At 36.3% G+C, this 16,664-nt stretch carries 23 protein-coding genes; 4 read left to right on the top strand and 19 right to left on the bottom strand.

Features of this window, described 5'->3' with window-relative positions:
- Nucleotides 1-24: 24 nt before the first annotated feature.
- The 19 genes from HMPREF2984_RS06655 to HMPREF2984_RS06745 form a co-directional block, all read right to left on the bottom strand.
- A complete protein-coding gene (locus tag HMPREF2984_RS06655) occupies nucleotides 25-297 on the bottom strand; it encodes a helix-turn-helix domain-containing protein (protein ID WP_004224179.1) in 273 nt (90 codons plus the stop codon).
- 111 nt (nucleotides 298-408) lie between these two features.
- Entirely contained in the window at nucleotides 409-741 is a 333-nt protein-coding gene (locus HMPREF2984_RS06660) for a type II toxin-antitoxin system PemK/MazF family toxin (RefSeq protein WP_002299685.1), read from the bottom strand.
- The gene (locus HMPREF2984_RS06665; protein ID WP_000162871.1) at nucleotides 728-1,033 is read right to left on the bottom strand and encodes a hypothetical protein; all 306 of its coding nucleotides are present in this window, start codon (nucleotides 1,031-1,033) and stop codon (nucleotides 728-730) included. Before HMPREF2984_RS06665 ends, HMPREF2984_RS06660 begins: the two co-directional genes overlap by 14 nt.
- A gap of 56 nt (nucleotides 1,034-1,089) precedes the next feature.
- Entirely contained in the window at nucleotides 1,090-2,145 is a 1,056-nt protein-coding gene (locus HMPREF2984_RS06670) for a phage tail tip lysozyme (protein WP_070670842.1), read from the bottom strand.
- A gap of 8 nt (nucleotides 2,146-2,153) precedes the next feature.
- On the bottom strand, nucleotides 2,154-2,381 hold the full coding sequence (locus tag HMPREF2984_RS06675; protein ID WP_070670843.1) for a hypothetical protein: 228 nt from the start codon (nucleotides 2,379-2,381) through the stop codon (nucleotides 2,154-2,156).
- On the bottom strand, nucleotides 2,378-4,309 hold the full coding sequence (locus HMPREF2984_RS06680; protein ID WP_049533174.1) for a hypothetical protein: 1,932 nt from the start codon (nucleotides 4,307-4,309) through the stop codon (nucleotides 2,378-2,380). The genes HMPREF2984_RS06675 and HMPREF2984_RS06680 overlap by 4 nt, the downstream gene beginning before the upstream one ends.
- Nucleotides 4,310-4,321: 12 nt before the next feature.
- Nucleotides 4,322-6,844 carry an ATP-binding protein gene (locus tag HMPREF2984_RS06685; protein WP_049533173.1) on the bottom strand — a complete coding sequence of 841 codons (2,523 nt, stop codon included), beginning with the start codon at nucleotides 6,842-6,844 and terminating at the stop codon, nucleotides 4,322-4,324.
- Between the two features lie 10 nt (nucleotides 6,845-6,854).
- Nucleotides 6,855-7,271, bottom strand: a complete 417-nt coding sequence (locus HMPREF2984_RS06690) for a conjugal transfer protein (RefSeq protein WP_049533172.1) — start codon at nucleotides 7,269-7,271, stop codon at nucleotides 6,855-6,857.
- A 1-nt stretch (nucleotide 7,272) separates the two neighbouring features.
- Complete coding sequence (locus HMPREF2984_RS06695) at nucleotides 7,273-7,500, bottom strand: hypothetical protein (RefSeq protein WP_002271001.1); 228 nt, start codon at nucleotides 7,498-7,500, stop codon at nucleotides 7,273-7,275.
- Between the two features lie 16 nt (nucleotides 7,501-7,516).
- Complete coding sequence (locus HMPREF2984_RS06700; RefSeq protein ID WP_070670845.1) at nucleotides 7,517-8,509, bottom strand: conjugal transfer protein; 993 nt, start codon at nucleotides 8,507-8,509, stop codon at nucleotides 7,517-7,519.
- A gap of 9 nt (nucleotides 8,510-8,518) precedes the next feature.
- Complete coding sequence (locus tag HMPREF2984_RS06705; protein WP_070670847.1) at nucleotides 8,519-9,073, bottom strand: conjugal transfer protein; 555 nt, start codon at nucleotides 9,071-9,073, stop codon at nucleotides 8,519-8,521.
- On the bottom strand, nucleotides 9,070-9,306 hold the full coding sequence (locus HMPREF2984_RS06710; protein ID WP_000456039.1) for a hypothetical protein: 237 nt from the start codon (nucleotides 9,304-9,306) through the stop codon (nucleotides 9,070-9,072). The genes HMPREF2984_RS06705 and HMPREF2984_RS06710 overlap by 4 nt, the downstream gene beginning before the upstream one ends.
- A 19-nt stretch (nucleotides 9,307-9,325) precedes the next feature.
- Complete coding sequence (locus HMPREF2984_RS06715) at nucleotides 9,326-9,712, bottom strand: hypothetical protein (protein WP_070670848.1); 387 nt, start codon at nucleotides 9,710-9,712, stop codon at nucleotides 9,326-9,328.
- Nucleotides 9,690-10,922, bottom strand: a complete 1,233-nt coding sequence (locus tag HMPREF2984_RS06720; RefSeq protein ID WP_059221296.1) for a replication initiation factor domain-containing protein — start codon at nucleotides 10,920-10,922, stop codon at nucleotides 9,690-9,692. The genes HMPREF2984_RS06715 and HMPREF2984_RS06720 overlap by 23 nt, the downstream gene beginning before the upstream one ends.
- 55 nt (nucleotides 10,923-10,977) lie before the next feature.
- Nucleotides 10,978-11,232 carry a Txe/YoeB family addiction module toxin gene (locus HMPREF2984_RS06725; RefSeq protein ID WP_049533167.1) on the bottom strand — a complete coding sequence of 85 codons (255 nt, stop codon included), beginning with the start codon at nucleotides 11,230-11,232 and terminating at the stop codon, nucleotides 10,978-10,980.
- Complete coding sequence (locus HMPREF2984_RS06730; protein WP_049533166.1) at nucleotides 11,225-11,491, bottom strand: type II toxin-antitoxin system Phd/YefM family antitoxin; 267 nt, start codon at nucleotides 11,489-11,491, stop codon at nucleotides 11,225-11,227. The genes HMPREF2984_RS06725 and HMPREF2984_RS06730 overlap by 8 nt, the downstream gene beginning before the upstream one ends.
- Nucleotides 11,492-11,736: 245 nt before the next feature.
- Nucleotides 11,737-12,876, bottom strand: a complete 1,140-nt coding sequence (locus HMPREF2984_RS06735; RefSeq protein ID WP_070670850.1) for a tyrosine-type recombinase/integrase — start codon at nucleotides 12,874-12,876, stop codon at nucleotides 11,737-11,739.
- Complete coding sequence (locus tag HMPREF2984_RS06740; protein WP_000998327.1) at nucleotides 12,863-13,066, bottom strand: DUF3173 family protein; 204 nt, start codon at nucleotides 13,064-13,066, stop codon at nucleotides 12,863-12,865. The genes HMPREF2984_RS06735 and HMPREF2984_RS06740 overlap by 14 nt, the downstream gene beginning before the upstream one ends.
- Entirely contained in the window at nucleotides 13,063-14,055 is a 993-nt protein-coding gene (locus HMPREF2984_RS06745) for a replication initiation protein (RefSeq protein ID WP_070670852.1), read from the bottom strand. Before HMPREF2984_RS06745 ends, HMPREF2984_RS06740 begins: the two co-directional genes overlap by 4 nt.
- A gap of 646 nt (nucleotides 14,056-14,701) precedes the next feature.
- Between HMPREF2984_RS06745 and HMPREF2984_RS06750 the strand changes: the two genes are divergently transcribed.
- The 4 genes from HMPREF2984_RS06750 (at nucleotide 14,702) to HMPREF2984_RS06765 (ending at nucleotide 16,226) form a co-directional block, all read left to right on the top strand.
- Nucleotides 14,702-15,004: a helix-turn-helix domain-containing protein gene (locus tag HMPREF2984_RS06750; RefSeq protein WP_070670854.1), complete on the top strand. Its 303-nt coding sequence runs from the start codon at nucleotides 14,702-14,704 to the stop codon at nucleotides 15,002-15,004.
- Between the two features lie 22 nt (nucleotides 15,005-15,026).
- Nucleotides 15,027-15,149, top strand: a complete 123-nt coding sequence (locus tag HMPREF2984_RS06755; RefSeq protein ID WP_257362727.1) for a hypothetical protein — start codon at nucleotides 15,027-15,029, stop codon at nucleotides 15,147-15,149.
- Between the two features lie 64 nt (nucleotides 15,150-15,213).
- The gene (locus HMPREF2984_RS06760) at nucleotides 15,214-15,831 is read left to right on the top strand and encodes a DNA alkylation repair protein (RefSeq protein WP_049533341.1); all 618 of its coding nucleotides are present in this window, start codon (nucleotides 15,214-15,216) and stop codon (nucleotides 15,829-15,831) included.
- A 26-nt stretch (nucleotides 15,832-15,857) separates the two neighbouring features.
- Nucleotides 15,858-16,226 (top strand): EXLDI protein, encoded by a 369-nt coding sequence (locus tag HMPREF2984_RS06765; protein ID WP_003042548.1) that lies wholly within the window; start codon nucleotides 15,858-15,860, stop codon nucleotides 16,224-16,226.
- Nucleotides 16,227-16,664: the final 438 nt, after the last annotated feature.

Below are 16,664 nucleotides of genomic sequence, written 5' to 3' on the forward strand. Positions count from 1 at the left end.
TACCCTGACTTTATTATAATGAAATCAAAAGTGATTTTCCAGTTGTATCATCCATCTACGGATACTATCTTTATCAAATCGAATTGTTTTTCCAATCCGAATATGTGGCATTCCCTTTCTTATCCAGATATCCAGCGTGTTATTTGAAATTCCCAGATACTGACAGGTCTGCTTTTTATTTAAAAAAGGACTAATTTGTCCTGAATCTTCTTTAACGGTTTCAATCTCATTTTTAATAAGATTTGCAACAAAAAGTTGAATTTCTTTTGTTTGTTCTTCTGGTAAAATAACTTGCATAGTTTTCCCCCCTTTTAGGCAATAAAAAAAGCAAGAGCTATAAAGCCCTTACCTTAAGGAGATTATGAAAAAGAAAAGTTTTAGGATTATTTATAATATAATCGTATAATCTTAATTTTCTCTTAAAAATTTTTCAAATCTCTGTTGGTCATTTTCTGTTAACTTTCCGATTAAGCGAACTTGAACAAGTTCTACGTCTAAATCATAAAGTTGAACGGTATCAATCCAAGATGGTTTCACTAATCCTGCCTCTTCCCATTCTTTTATTTCAAAGTATTTTGAACGGATATAAGATGATTTACGGGAATACTGACTAGTGATACGGTAGGTTCTGATAACTTCTTCATTATTTGCAATGACTAGAGCAGGACGTCTTTTAGCTCCTGTCCCATCACTAAAAGCGATAGTTGCTACCAGAATATCATATGGGTTATAGTTGTCCATGTCTTTCCTCGTATTCTGGATAGTCTTCATCAAAGAAATCTGCGATTGCTTCTGGATTAGAAGCAGTCACTTTGATAACATTTGAGTTTGCCAAAGCTAGTCTTTCTAAAGGATTATCAGAAATAGCATGGACTTGTTTTCTTAAATCAAATGGCAATCCATTCACCTCCTTTGATTTTTGTAAGAACATCACGAAAGCGTCACCTACAGAAGTTCCTAAGGATTTGTATAGTACCGATACTTCATCTAGTAATTCTGAATCTACTCGCTTTTGAAACATTTTTTTAGTCATACAATCACCTCTTTTGTGCTTCAATTGTACGACAAATGTAGTTTTTTGTCAAATTTTTACTTCCCAATCACGTATGTAAATTGGTTAGCTGTTGCTTTATCAAATGTGCGGTAAGAAACAACTCCAAGTCCTTTGGCGTTGGCTTCTGAAATGAGAATAGACCCGTCTGATTTGACCTGCTCCACAAACGCAATGTGTCCGTAAGTTGGGTCTGCGCCAGCTTGTCCAGGAGAGAAGCTAAGAGCGCTATGTTCAGTTGGTGTATGTGTGGTTTGGTAGCCTGCTTTCTGCTTCCAATCCCCACCATTGCCCATATAAGGGTCAAAGTTAACGCCTACCTCTTTGGCTCGATTATAGACAAACCACGTACATTGTCCCCAAGGATAAGTTGCAGAAGTATAGTTAGAAGTGTTGATTGCCTTTGTAAGGCTATATCCAGCAGGCACTCCATCAGAAGTTACGCCTCCACCGTATCGTGTTTTGGCATTAGTTGTATCACCTGTTAAAGTGTCTTTGAAGAGGTTATACCATTTTCTCGCATTCTTCTTCAGGTCACTAGCTTTGGTTTGACCGTCTGATAAAGCGACCCCTTCATAATGTTCTGACCAATAAAGGGCTGCCTCTTCAGGGTCAGTCGCTTTTTGCATTTCTGTTTTGACTTTGCTATAAGAGCCGTTTAGCTCTGTAGACAAGAGGTCTAGTTCAATATCAGAATCTAATTTCTTTTGTTTTGCCTTTGACCAGCGATTGCCATTGATAGTAGAAGACCAACCCGACCATTGGAAATAACCAGCTACGCCACCACCTGTATTGACGGCTTTAGGGTCAAAGCCACTTTCGCGCTCTGCAACCGCTAAACTTCCAGAAGCTCCTGCGATAGTAAATTGTTCTTGTGAGAGTTCATAGTTGAGAATTTTGATGACATCACTAGCTCGTTCTTCTGAAATATTAGCTTTTTGAGCCACCTCTTTAGCGGTTAGTTTCGTTTGTAATCCTTTGGCTTGTCCATTAGAAGATGCACTACCCGCAAAAGCTCCTATGATAATGACAACCAAGAATAAAGGTAAAAGGAGAATACTTAAACTACTGACGATTACTAATCTTTTCTTCATCTTTCCTCCTAAGTCTTCACATAGACTGTCATCATTACTGTTTCAAATCGCCATTGAGCCGTTAAAATGAGAGGATTTTCTTTAATAGTTGCTAACAGTTGCTCTTTCTCAGCCTCTTTTACTGAAAATAAAAGGAGAAAGTCAATAGAAGGCTTTCTCCTTCCATAGGCAAGGGCAACCGCATTGTTCACCGTCTGTTCAAAACCTCTTTTAGAATAAATGCGTGTATTCATCATTCCTTTCCTCCTCTCAATCGTGCTAATTCCTCTATTATCTGATGTTTACGGTTGATATTGACTTTTAATTTATCGTCTTTTGGCAAGGTTTTACGATAGTTCCTGATAAAGGCATTTGAACCTTGCGCTTGGTATAATGCTTCATCATCTTTATAAGGTTCTAATTCCTTTTCAAGTTTATTGATGTGATGTTTTTGTCTCCAAGAGAGGCGATTTTGACGGCGCTCTTCAAACTCTTTCTGTTCTCTGCTTTGCTTTGTATCCATTAGCGGAGAAGGTTCTGTGTCAAAAGGTTGAACGCTTGTGTCTTCTTCCTGAATAGCAGATTCAAAAGTCTCCATTGGCATATCTGGCTCTTGAAATGGTGTTGTTACCTCGTCGGGAACGCCTGTTTCTTCAAAGGAAGAAGTAGCGGGTGTTTCCTCCTCGTCATTTTCTGAAGGTGTTGAACTTTCTGTTTTTTCTGAAGTCGGATGGGGATTTGAAAAAAGAGTTTTCATCTGTTTACCAGCATTCATGAATAGTCCCGCTCCAAATCCCGCTCCAGCAAGGAAAAAGTTTCCAGATGTTTGAGCCATTTCAAAGGCGTTAGTGGCTTTTGTAGGTAGCTGCTTCATAGTTTCCTGTCCATTTGTCACGGTTTCTTTGACTTTGGTATCTATCTCATCAAACGTAATCTTTGCTCGTGAACCGAGTAACAATTCAATCAATTCTCCTTTGTATTTCCAAAGCAACCAATAAATCACTCCTTTAGCACAAACAGAGACGATTAGTTCAAAGAGAGCGCTAAAAGTAGACAAGGAAGAAAAATCTCCAATAACCTTATCAAAGCCACTACTTACTAAGTTTTCAATGATTTTTTCAAGGTAAAGTAAAGCCAAAGTTAACAGGCTTGTAATGGCTGGGAAAGCAAGACCACCAAACATGACCTTAAAAACTCCAAAAAGAATATCTTGCATTTTGGGAATAAAGGAAACCAAAAGGGCAATAGGAAAAAGAAGAATCATGATAAGGACAAGGGCTTGTGCAAGGACATTGAGCAACTGAATTAAGACAATAGGAATGGCGATGACAATTGCTTCTACCATTTTAAAAAGGATATAGAAGAACTTGACAGGGATATAGTCAGGAATGGCTGATACCCAACGGTTTTTCTCTTTATCATCGTTAGCTCCGTCTCCCATTTTTAAGTAATCATTTCTATCTGCGGTAGAAACGGCTTTAAACTTGCCTGATTTATCCAAGCTTCCTAGAACTTTTGAATCCTCAAACGGTTCTTCTTTTCCTGTTTGACGGTCTTTGTATTTCCCGTTTTCTTGTCCTGTATTGACAAAGAGATAGGCTTTATAAGAGGTTTCTGCGATATAAGAATCAGCTACGGAAGACCCTATTTTTAAAGACTGATTTTTTCCGTAGGAGACAGAGACATTAGAAATGTGATGAATCGTAGTACTAGCGACATTGTCTACTGTATTGAGCAGATACAATCCACCAGAAGTTCCAGCAACTGTCCCAAACCAACCAAAGCCTAAAAAGAGAACCAGAAGGACATGAAGCAATCTTTGAGAGAAATTGCCTTTAGAAATGAGGAACTGATAAAAAAGATAAAAAGCTAGGCAAAGGAGAATCAGAAAGACTAATGATGACTGAGCCACACCAGAAGTAGCTCCTGTAAAGCCACGCCAAATGGATTGAGCCCCATTGAAGACGTATTGCTTGTAAGTGTCGTAAAGACGGACATTTTCTAAAATCCGAATCATCAAGGAGAAGAAACCAACAATGAGGTTAAGAAGGAAAAAGGGAAAGTTGACAAAGATTTCGTTGAACATCACCCAGATTCCGCTAATATCCAAAAATCCAGTTTGTACTGTATAAGATTTTAAAGAAAAAATATCCATGCCTTTTAATTTTTCAAATGCTTCTTGCACAAGCTCACCTCCTTAAGATGCGTATTTATTTTCAAGATTGGAAGAAACAGTAGTTTTCATTGGTTTTAGAAGTGGGTCAATACTATCAAAAATGTTATAAATGGAAATCATATTGAGATTGCCGTAAACATCTTTATAGAGGCATTGACCTGAAATCATATTTTTAATCCATTCCAGATTTTCTTCATTGTCCGTTAGTCCAACGTGTTCTAAAATATCAGAAAGTTCATTGTCTTCTCTAAAGGCAAAGAGTGTCCCAAAACCTGTGGTATCATCATCTCCTTCAGCGTCATGGACGGATTGGGTAATCAGACAAAGGACATTGTTAAAGAAGCGTCCAACACGGCGCATGGATTGGATAACAGCTCGTCCTTCTGCCGACTTCATTAGAACCCACGCTTCATCAAAAAATTCAATCGTATCTTCATAACGATTGAGTTCTCCAAAGCGTGTACAGAAAGCTCCCAAGGCAAACATCAGAGCCGTAGAATTGATTTCTTTATCGTCTGGGGTGACATCTTGTTGATTATCTTTACTATCTGGTAAGGATAAGTCTGCTACTTCTAAAACAGTCACTCGTTTATCATAAGACAATCCTTCTACGTTACCGTCTGAAAAAGCCAATTCCAAAATGGAATTTTCTACAATAGATGTTAGATAGTCTCCTACTTCAAAGATAGTGCCATCTGGATTATTGGTGAGCTCTTTGAGGACGTGTTTTAACCCAACGGTTTCTCCCGCTTGTCTTTGAGCTACCACTTTGTTAATCGCTCTAGAAATAGCGGTCATTTGCTTCATTGTGACCTTCATTCGCTTGTTAGAGAAAATAAGATAATTGAGCATATTTTTTGAAACCGAAACAGCGTCATCTTTATCCAACATGACAATTGGGTCAAGAGCTCCATGATTGGATTTCACCTTACTATCCAAAGTGACAAAGTTTATCTGTTTGATATGTTCAGCAAAAAGTGGGAATCGTTTTTCAAAGTCTGGGTGATGAGCAATTGCTTCAAAGTGTTTCCGGATAGAGCGTTTCGGGTCAACATACAAGCATTTCACATCTTGAAGAGAGGTTAGAAGAAAGATAAGTTCTGCCAAAAAGGATTTTCCTTCACCCGTTGCGCCAGTAATCAGGATATGTGGATTCTTTGTGAGTTTTCCTGCAATCCCTTCTTTATTTCCAACGGTCGCATTAAAGAGCACCATATTTTTAGACGCTTCTTGTGCCTTTTCAATACTTTCCCACCGACCTGTCCAATTATCCACCCGTCCAATATGCCAGCCAATATGGTTTCCTGAAGCTGTATTGGTAAACGGCATTAGCTCCGCAAAGCCTCTTGGAGTGACATAGTGTGTCCACGTTCTGGTCTTATTTTCAAGCGGTTGACCATAAAGGAGAGACTGGAAGAGATACGGCGTATCATGACTAGCTTCACTCACTTCTACGTGCATATCCTCAAAGTAACTTAAGACTACCTGACGGCGACGTCGTAATTGGGATAGGCTAGAAGCAGCAATAATGAGATAAGCTCCATATTCAATGACTTCTTCTTTCCCACCAACCTTTTTCATCAAGTCTTTGAGGGACATTGCCCCCAGAATAATTTCATCTTGTTGGACGGTATCAGTACTTTCGGCTTCATTCATAATGTTGCGGTAACGAATATTAGAACGTGCCATTCGTCCTTTTAAAGAGTTCTTTTCGATAAATTCTGCTTTAATCCGTAGTTCTACAGGGAAATTAAAGCGTTGGGTAAATTCTCCCAGATGAAAACCATTAAAAATAATGGGTGTTTTAGCAATCGGAAGTATGGTGAGAAAAGAAGAGCTATAGGGGCTGTCTAACTTCATAAAGCCCCCTGCCATTGGTCTTAAGACGGTATCTGTCACATTAAAGAGCGCCCGATTGGCGGTGACTTCTTGCTTTAGATGAGGGATATAGCGCAAGTATTGCATGCGTTGATAGTAAAAGAGCTCTTCATTGGTCAAACGTTGTGCCCGAAGAGCAGAAAGGGTTTGATAGATAGTCGTTTCACTCACCAGATAATCTTGCGCCCAATCTTCAGGAATCTCATATTGAAAGCCCATGCTATTAGCAATCATTTCAGAGACTTCAGAGAAGCGCTCAACCGCCATATCCTGAACGGTGGTGTTCTGGTCATCTTTTAAAAGATTGACACCAATCAACCAGTCAAACTGATAGGGAATTTCCATTTCTTGTGTCAATTTGTCTGTCGAATACTGCAACAGTTCTTCCCCCAATGCTTGACTATCGGGGGACAAGGCATGAGAAAAGTCTTTCATCTTTTCTTCTAGCAAATAGTCCTTTGGAATCAAGGAGACTTCAAAGGACTTGTTTTTAACCAGTTTTTTTATTAGCTGAGCAGTTGTCAGCTTGTGTTTTTGTTTCTTAGCTTTATCAGTAATGGTGATGGGAGTGTTGGGAATACGATAAAAACTCATCACCGTTTTATCTGTTGTTAAAGCTATATTATCCTGTGTTTTAAGAATCGGATAGACTAGTTTTAAAACCATTAGACCTCCTTTATAAATCTGTTTTTTCAAAAACGATTTCTTCTTCATCCATCATTTTCATTCTATCTTCATGATAAATCGCTTTATGATTGAGACGAAAATCTATAAGATAGCAGATGTAATCCCATAAGAAAACGTGCATTTTCTTTCCTTGTGGTTCATATTCTGTATAGAACTTAGCGAGTTTATAAGGGATATACCAATAAAGATAACATGAAATGGAATGCGTTAATTTGTTTAACGGAAGAAGAAGTGAGCTAAACGCCGTCAACATCAAAATCAAGATGAGGGCAAAGACCACAAAAAAGGAAAGTTGCATGGGTGTCGCAAAATACCAAATGCGTTTTCCTTTTTGTGTTTTAACTTCTTGAATCCAGTAGGGAGCGTTTATCCCTCTAGCATAATCATACAATCGTTCTTCTTCCATATCACAACCCCGTTTCAATTCCAAAGAGACGGAGGAACCAGCCAAGGACATGGAGCAACTGTTTTCCACCTCCTGTTAAAGATGCAATAACAGTATAGAAAATAAGGGTTGAAAACAGACGCCCCCAAGAGCTATTTCTCCAAGCTAGAATGATAAGAATAATCGCTCCAAAGGTAATGAACCAGAAGCCATCTCCTTGTAACCATGTTTGTAAATTAGATGAACTCATTGATTAAACTCTCCTTTTATTCTTTTGTATTTGCGTAATTAGCAGGGATTGTATGGCTGACTTTCTCCACATAATAAGACTTGCCTTTTTCTGATAAGGTCAAGGTGAAGTTTTCAGCATGTGTCGAGCCTGCAACTTCAAATGTTACTTGAACATAGGCCATAACTGCTTTATCGGTGGCTTTGTAGTAACTAAAATCTAAGGTTTTAAACGTAGCATTTTTTACAACCGTTACATTGTGAGCCACTAAGTCCAAGTTGTCTTGGTCAGTAGTATAGTTGGTAAAGAAAACATTGAGAAACTTATCCAGTTTCTTCTTTGTTTTCTCTGAAATTCTATCTGACTGATTGAGTTTGACCTCTGTATCGGTACTTTTCTTATCTGCCTGATTGGTCGATAAACTTGAAAACCAAGGTAAGCCCGTAACGTAGTAGCCTGTTTTTGTTTTGGCATAAGGGATATTAAACCCCATCACCAATTCTTTTTCTTCTGTCTTGTCCCCATTTTTTACAGTCTGTTTATAATGCACTTCATACGTTGCCACATTATCCGTAACCGTTAGCAGGCGTGACCAGCTCAATTGGCTAGGATTTTTGACTTGACCTTGTGCTTGAATATCAGGCTCTGAACCGTAGAAGCTCTTTAATTGCTTAGCTTGTTTAGTTTGACCGTCTGAATCCGCGGGAATAGTGAAATAGCACTCTACAAAATCATTCAGATAATATTGCAGGCGATTATCTATTGTTTGGGGAGCAGAAGAGGGAGAAGAAGTAGCTTGCTTAGAAGCCATCAGTTTTTCAAGATTGGTGACTTTACTAGACATTGTCATCGCACGAATGCCTCCTAGTAGCCCCACCAGCAAAATAAAAGCCAATCCTGACAGAACGGCAAGATTGACTGTTTTTTTATTGGCAAGGGTTAATGTGGGTTTTCCTTTCTTTTTAGGGCGTTTGGTGAAGTTTCCAAAATAAGTTTTCAAGTGATGATAGATAAGTTTTACTGTATTCATAAGTGCTCCTTACTGATTGGCTAGTTCAATCAATTTATTTCCTTTGGCGTAAAGTTGTTTATGAAGTTTATTAAGTTCACTATTAACATAATAGTAACCCCGCAATTCAGCGTGAAGACTTTCAACCAGCGCTTCAGGAAGTTGTTTTGCCTCTTCTTTTTTAAGAAGCCCGTGCAATTCACCTGCTTTTTTCCAAGCTTCTTTATCATCATGGGCTTTCATCAATTCTCCTAGCTCCAATGAGACCGCTCTAACTTTCTTTTCGAGTGTATTTTGTGTTGCCATTATCAGTTCCTCCATAAATGTTGTTTGATTTTCTAAGATAACCTGTCTAAAAAGAGTGACAAGTTGTGTCGTCATGTGTTGATTGAAGTCTAACACTTGACCATCCAGTGTGAAATAAGCGTGTTGGTAGTAGGCGGGGTAATCAAGGTTAGCAGTTTCCCGTGCAAAAGCGTCTAAAAAAAACTCTTTTTCCTTCATTAGGACAATGTAGAGATTCCAGAATTCGTTTTTATCAGGAAAGCAGGAGATTCCCTCGTAAATTTTCTTTACAACCTTCATACGTCATCTTCTACCAAATCATGATAGCCAAGGAATCGATAGATGTCATCAGAATCAAACCAAAGCCAATCATTGATTTCTGTTTCTGTGGGGATACTTCCTGAAAAAATATCTTCACCAAGTGAGGTTAGTCTGTCCATATCTCCCCGTTCACGGACAGTTGCTAGTGTATTGCGTGCACCTGACCAAGCCCTGAAATTATCCAGACTATTCAATTCAACTTTATATTCCATTCCATTTTTCCTTTCATTTTTATAATACCAATTGAGCATAGCCCGTCTGTAGGAGCATCTCTGCCACCCAGTGAGCATTTTGGCTCATCTTTTTTAAGGGTTTTGTTTTTAACTCCTCAAAAAAAGGCTGCCTAGCCTCTTGTCTAGTTGCCTTTTTAATCGCATTTTGTCGGTGATTTTCATCTTTAAAGGATTGCTTTCTAAATTGTTCCGCATATTTTAATTCAGAATCTTTCTTAGGTTGATAATATAAAAGCCCCCAATAATCAATCAAATCTTTGACCAATTCAAAATCGTAAAACGATAGGTAGAGTTCTTCATAACCGACTGGGAAGGTCTTTGTTTGAAGAGGACGATTGAATTTATCGGGGATATTTATAGGTTTATATCTGTCCGACAATGACATTAAAATCAACTCCGTTTCGTTCACAAATTTCTTCTGCTAGTTTCGTATGATTGTTACTTAGATAGGCTTCAGAAATGATTTCTGACAGCTCATCTGTCTGATAGACCATATCAACGATTTTCAACAATTTCAAAGCACTAGAGACTTGTTTTGTGACCCAATGTTTTGTCCTTGCATAGTTAATTTGACGGGGACGTGTGACAAATTTAAAACCCGCTTGTGTGCCAAGCAGGTTATCCCATTCACTATCATAGTTGCCGTTCCAATCTTTCACTTCAAAATAGTTATTTAAAATCCGAGCGCCTATTTTGGTCAAGTCTGTTTCCAGCGTATACCATTCTTTTAAAATATCAAACGCCTTGGTATCATGTAGTTCAATCTCATAACGGTTTTTATAATTATAAGCTTCATGGATATAGTCAACAGAAACATCTTTTAAGAGGGCTTGTTCATAATCCTTTTGATAAAAGCGAATCATGAGACTGGATTGACGACTGCCAAAGTTTAAGGTCACACCTTGATTGACAAAGCGATTTTCAACTTTTTTCAAGCCCTCAATAGCGGTAAAGGTGCGGAGTTTACGCATGATGATTTTATTGTCAAAAATCCGATTTTTAATATCAAATAAGTCAAGATTGCCTGACTTTTTGTACAATTCATCAAGGGCAATATCAAAGCGTGGGAAGGCTAAAAAGTCCTCCAAGGGTCTATCTTTTCGTTCTTGTTCCGCAAAGAGAAAGACATCATGAAGAAAAGAAAACCAATTCCGACCTTGTTGTTTTAATAACAATTCAAGTTCACGACAACCACCTCCTGTTAAGTCAATCAGCGTTCCAGCTTCTGCCTTCTTTTCAGAATGGGAATAAAGCACCCGAATCGAACCATAAGTTACCATATCTGAATATCCGTATAGGCTTTTTTCTTCGTGAAAAAAATCCGCTGGTTTTAATTTTAGAACGTGTGTGATGACAGCTTTAAAATCAAGTGTTTTAAACCGAATTTTTAACCAGTCTACCGTACTTTCTAGTTTGGTTTCTGATTTGCGATTCAGAAAGTGAAAGAGTGTTTGTTCAAATTCCTTGGTCATCTTTCGTTGACCTTGTTCAATGTTTCGGTAATTGTAGTAACTATAACCCATCATCGCTGCCATTTTGCGCTGGGTAAATCCTAACTCAAGCCTGATACGCTTTAAATCTATGTTGGTTAACACTAATCACAATCTCCTTTCAGCAAACAAAAAAGCAGCCAATGGATAATGACTGCTTTTATTTATAGTGGTCTCGAAAGGATAAGAAATAAATCTCATCTTCTTCCACCATATAGACTAATCGGTGTTCATCTGTAATTCTACGAGACCAAGCACCGGAATAACGATATTTTAAGGGTTCAGGCTTTCCAATCCCTTCAAAAGGATTTCGTTTGATATCCTCTATTAAACGATTGATACGTTTGAGTATCTTTTTATCTTCTTGTTGCCAAGAAACATAATCTTTCCAAGCTTGTTCTGTAAAGTTAAACATCTTCCACCTCTAATAATGGGTGTTGAATGACTTTCTTTTGCTTGACTTGTTCCATTCCTGATAGAATCTTGTCTGAAAGATAATCATTATTCATTAGACGAATGGTTTCTTGAATACTATCCCAGTTTTCCTTAGATAAGACCACAATATTTTCATCAGGATTTTTATTGACAACCATTAGAGGCTCATATTCATCGTTGACTTTTTTCATGTAATTCTTTAAATTGTTTCTAAAATTTGAATAGACGACAGCTTCCATTTTATATCACCTCACTTTAAGACTATTCTTATTATAACACTTGACAAGAAATTGTACAAGTATTTGTTTTTTTGTGTTCATACTAGCTAGGCTAGTCATTGGGATAAGAACAGCCTTTTAAGGGCTTGTGTTAGTTTTAACCCCCCTATTAGAAATAGTGGGAAAATATGAAAAAAAGCCCTTTGGAATAAGGGTTTTGGGTAATAATTCTGTCTCTTAGTAGCTATTTTGGTAGCCAAAGAGATTTAATCGATAAAATCACTTGATATGAGATTGAGTTTATCTGTTAATTCGGAATCGGCATTTGGGTATAGATGGCTATAAATACTAAGTGTAGTTTTGACATCAGAATGACCTAATCGTCTTTGAATATATAGGGCATTTACATTGTACTCATTAATGAGTAATGATGCGTGGGAGTGTCTTAAACCTTTTGGTTGAATGTATTTAACACCAGCACGCTTAGCGTATTTTATAATCTGGTCTCTAATACTACGTTTACAATATGGATTTCCATCAAGTGACAGAATGAATGGTATTTTATCGACTTTTGCCTGCCGTTCTTTCCACTCTTTAAGCACGTTTAGAGTATTATCATCAAGTCCAATGGTACGCCTAGAACTTTCAGTTTTTAGCATGTTACGGCGTACCCAATTTTCACGATTGATGTACTGTAAGTTGTGATTGATGGTTAGAGTTTTCTTTTCAAAGTCCACATCTTCCCAATAAAGAGCAGTCGCCTCATTTACACGCATTCCAGTAAAATAATAAAGCCAAAAGAGTGTGTAAACAAAGTGCTCAAAATAGCTTTCTTTATCAAGGGAGTGTATCACTTTTTGAAATTCGTCTTTTGTCCAAAAATCTATATGTTTTTTTGTGATTGGAATAGGACTAATATTACTCGTAGGGACTTCATGAAAAATCAAACCATATTTTTTTGCGGTTTTTAAAACTTGATTGAGTAATGTCATTTTGTTTCTTGCATATGAATTTGAATATCTCTCTAATAAATTATTTCTATAATTTATTACATCATAAGTCGTAATTTCTCTAGGCTTTTTCTTGCCAAAGTATTGAATAAATTCATCAAATATAACTTGACGTCTTCGTTCAAGATCCGGACTCGTAGTGGCGTAATAATTGGGCATAAATACTTCTTCCATAAATTGTTTAAAAGTCCATTGAGTATGCTTGATGCTTCCTTTTTGTTGTACCTTATTCAATGCCCTAGTTCGTGCTTCAAAGGCTTCTTTTGCAGTTTGAAAACCACGTCTACGTTCTTGATATGGTTTACCAGTAGCTAGGTCTACCCCAGCTTTGAAATAATAAGTATATTTTCCAGTTTTATCATCTTTAGTAACACCAGTATACCTAGTTTTTGACATGAAGTTCCTCCAATCCAAGTATTTCTGCTACAACTGATACTGGAACAGTTCCAAGTCCTTTATTGTTATAGAAATCAAAACCACGCTCGACCATAATATGTTTTGCTTGTCGTAGAATATTATAAGCAGTCCATTTTGAAAAACCTAAGTCCATAATTTCTTGTACTGTCATAGTTAATTTATCGTTCATAAGTCAATTTCTCCTTTACTAGTAAATTCTAGGAATTCTCCTATTAATTGCTTTAGTTCATTATTTAATCGTGGGGTTTGTTCTTTAAGTGCATCTTGAAGCTCTAAAGAAAATGAGCTACTATCAAATGCTTTTAGGTGTTTTCTAAGTCTAGTCTTTTTTACTCTTATAGTGTTAGGTTTCAGATAGGGGAATAATTCGGGTAAGAGTGCTGGCTCATGGAGAAAGATATAAGCAAATGCTTTGCTATCATCTGGAACACTTGAAAGACTAAAAAAGCTGAAATTCTCCAATCGTTTAGAAATCTCTGAAATGGTTTCTTTGTTTATAGCCTTTGTCCGAAGTTGGAATTCTAACCGCCACCAAAAAGGCTTACTCTTTATATTTAATTTATCAGCTCTTTTATGACTTAATACCTCTATATTCTTATCATACAAACGTACTTGAACGTTGCTACCACTAGCACCCCAATATTTACTTTCTATGTTTCCTCCTCTACCATAGAATATTTTATGGCTAACTCCACCTTTGATATGTTGTAAAAAGACTATTTCTGGTCTGTTAAAGATATCAAACGCAAGATCTAACCGTGATAGTCTAATTTCTAAGCGATTTAATCGAGCGTAGTTCATAATCTGTCTCCAAACTTGTAGAGCCTCAAATTCTTTCAGAGAGTTTGGGTTGAAGTCTAATCGTATAACCTCGTAGCCACCATAAGTCGCTAGTTGAAAGAAAATAAGATTGATACTATCTTCATCAATCATTTTATAAAGAGTAAAATAGCCTTCTCCTAGATTTTCTTGTATGTGAAATTCTTGAATATTACTGTCAATTGATTTTCTTAATTCACGAAATATTCGTCTAAGTGACTGATTGGCACTATCAAAGATTACTGTTAATCTATCAATGCTGATATAAACTGATTTTTCTAGTTTTGATAAATCTACTTTACTTTGATATTTTAGTAGAGATTGAATAGTATTTTTCAACTGTAACGCCTCCTTTCCATGTCTGAAATATGCGAAACTCGTTGATGATATTGAGTTTTGCCGATGACTCGTTACTTAGGACGTTGCCTTAAGTGTATCTTTTTGCTGGCTGTTAGAAACGCCACCTTTTAAGTGGGAGATTGGGAGAACTTCGTGTCTCGGGCGCTTTGCCTTCGGCTTGCGCCCTTGCACTTGTCTCCCAATCCCCAATTTAAACTAACTAAAATACTTGTCTAGAAAACTCGAAAGCAACTCAAGAGCTCGGAGCTCAATTTCTTCGTTTCGAATGTCATTAAATACATCATCATTTACTAGAATAGATGTTCCTAAACTAGGTGAATAGAATGAATGAGTATTGCTAATGTTATTATCTTTTATTGTGTAATGTGTAGTTGTCATAGTATTCTCAATCTAGCCATATCTCACTTCTTATGGACTTTGTATTACCATTTTGGTATAATTGTGTTGGTTTTAAACGAAAGCCTCAGAACGCTTTGCAGAGCTTTCTGGCGTGTTTTTGCATATTCATAAGCTAACTAGTATTGCCTATTTTGTATGCTTTGTTTCAATATAACCATTTTGGTTATATGAATATAATACATCCATTTTGGTTATAAGTCAATAGGGAAGCGAAAGGAATCTTAAAATGTTAAAAGATAATATAAAAAAAGCCCGTCTAGATGCTGGACTTACTCAAATAGAAGTTGCTGAAAAACTTGGGGTGGCTCAAGCACAATATGCTAGGTGGGAAAGCGGTGGGAGAAATCCAAAAGATGAAACAGTAGAGAAACTAGCTGAAATCTTAAATACTTCTTTTGAGATTCTTAAAGGACGAGATGATGGCCTTGAGGAGATAGTTAGTTTATTGAGAGAGCATGAATTAACAGAGGAAGATAAAAACCAAATTATTAGTCTTTTACAGGACTTCTTAATAAACAAGTCAAAATAATGCATTGGTTGGAGAATTAAAAGTGAATAACATCCGAGAACAAAAAAAGCAAGCTAAAGCATTTATTAAACGCTGGGAAAACCGTGGCAATGAAAGACAAGACAGTCAGTCATTTTGGCTTGATTTGCTCCAATCTGTTTATTGAATTGATAAATGAGAAGATTAAAGCGTTGTAGGAAAATAGATATTTTATGAGGAGGCGAGGCAACTTGAAAGAATATATTGCGAGTTTAGAAAAAGAGTTTTCTTTGATAGAAAATGGTTTCAAAGAGGAAGAGAAAAGAGCCTTAACTGATTATAAAGCTAATGATAATGAATATGCTAAGAATTTGGCATTTTTAGCATATAAATCTGATACCTATCAAGTAAGAATGTACGGTGTATTTCTTTTTGGATATTTATCAGAACAAGCTGATATTTTAGCATTTATGAGAGATGAAGTTTCCAAGGATGACAATTGGAGAGTTCAGGAAGTATTGGCAAAGGCATTTGATGAATTTTGCAAGAAAATAGGATATGAAAAAGCACTCCCAATAATTGATGAATGGTTAAAAAACAATAATCCTAATACAAGGAGAGCAGTTACAGAGGGGTTAAGAATATGGACAAGTAGACCATATTTCAAAGATAATCCGAATGAAGCTATTGAAAGAATTGCAAACTTAAAAGAAGATGCAAGCGAATATGTGAGAAAATCTGTTGGAAATGCTTTAAGGGACATTAGTAAGAAATTTCCAGAGTTGATTAAAATTGAGCTTGATAGCTGGAAATTAGAAAGTAAAAAGATACAACAGGTTTACAAATTGGCAAGTAAATTGATTGTATGACAAATTTGAATTTGTGGAGGTTTTCTATGAAGTATGAAGAAATTAAATTAAATATTTCAAATGATAAAATTAGCAATTACAAAGTATTTAAAGGGATGAAGCTGTATTCTGAAATATTTAAATCCGAAGATGAAAAGAAGTTAATAAATAAAAGAGTATTTGTAACTCCAAAAGGAAACTATGTTTATTATGAAAGGACAGATATAAATTGGAACTATTGGTCAGATAAAACAAGATATGATTCGAGTTTTGAATTAAGTGATATAAAACATAATATAGTATTTGAAGTATCAACAGAATTGACTAAGTTTACAAAATATTTAGGAGAAGAAGTAGTCAAAAAAATTATGTTTAAAGAAAAAAATGGAGAAATAGTAGAAGTACTGGATATTTAGTACATCTTGAACTCCCTATTTATTAGATTAAGTAAATTTGGAATTTTGGAGGTATCCGTTTATGAAATGGTATAATTATATGACTAAACAAGAAAAAAGAAATTTTTAAAAAGTAATTGCTGTATGTGTAGTAGGTGCAATTTTAATTCTACTTATTCGTATAGTTTTTCATACTATTTTGTAAGTAAAATATAACTCCCAGTTTGGTTGAACTTAGCAAGGTACAAGTTTTTATGAGATGAAACCTATAAAACTTGTATGGATATTGTAGGGTAGGAAAAGAAGTCTTTCTCTATACTAAAATAAACTGAATATTGAAGATATAAGGCGATTAAGAAATAGAAATCTTAGTCGCTTTTTCTTATGCAAAAAATTAAACAGAGAGGTGGTATGAGAAGTGGAATTTGCTACCTGACCTTTAGTTGAACCCATTAAATC

The organism is Streptococcus sp. HMSC066E07 (assembly GCF_001814695.1).
GTDB classification, from domain to species: domain Bacteria; phylum Bacillota; class Bacilli; order Lactobacillales; family Streptococcaceae; genus Streptococcus; species Streptococcus hominis.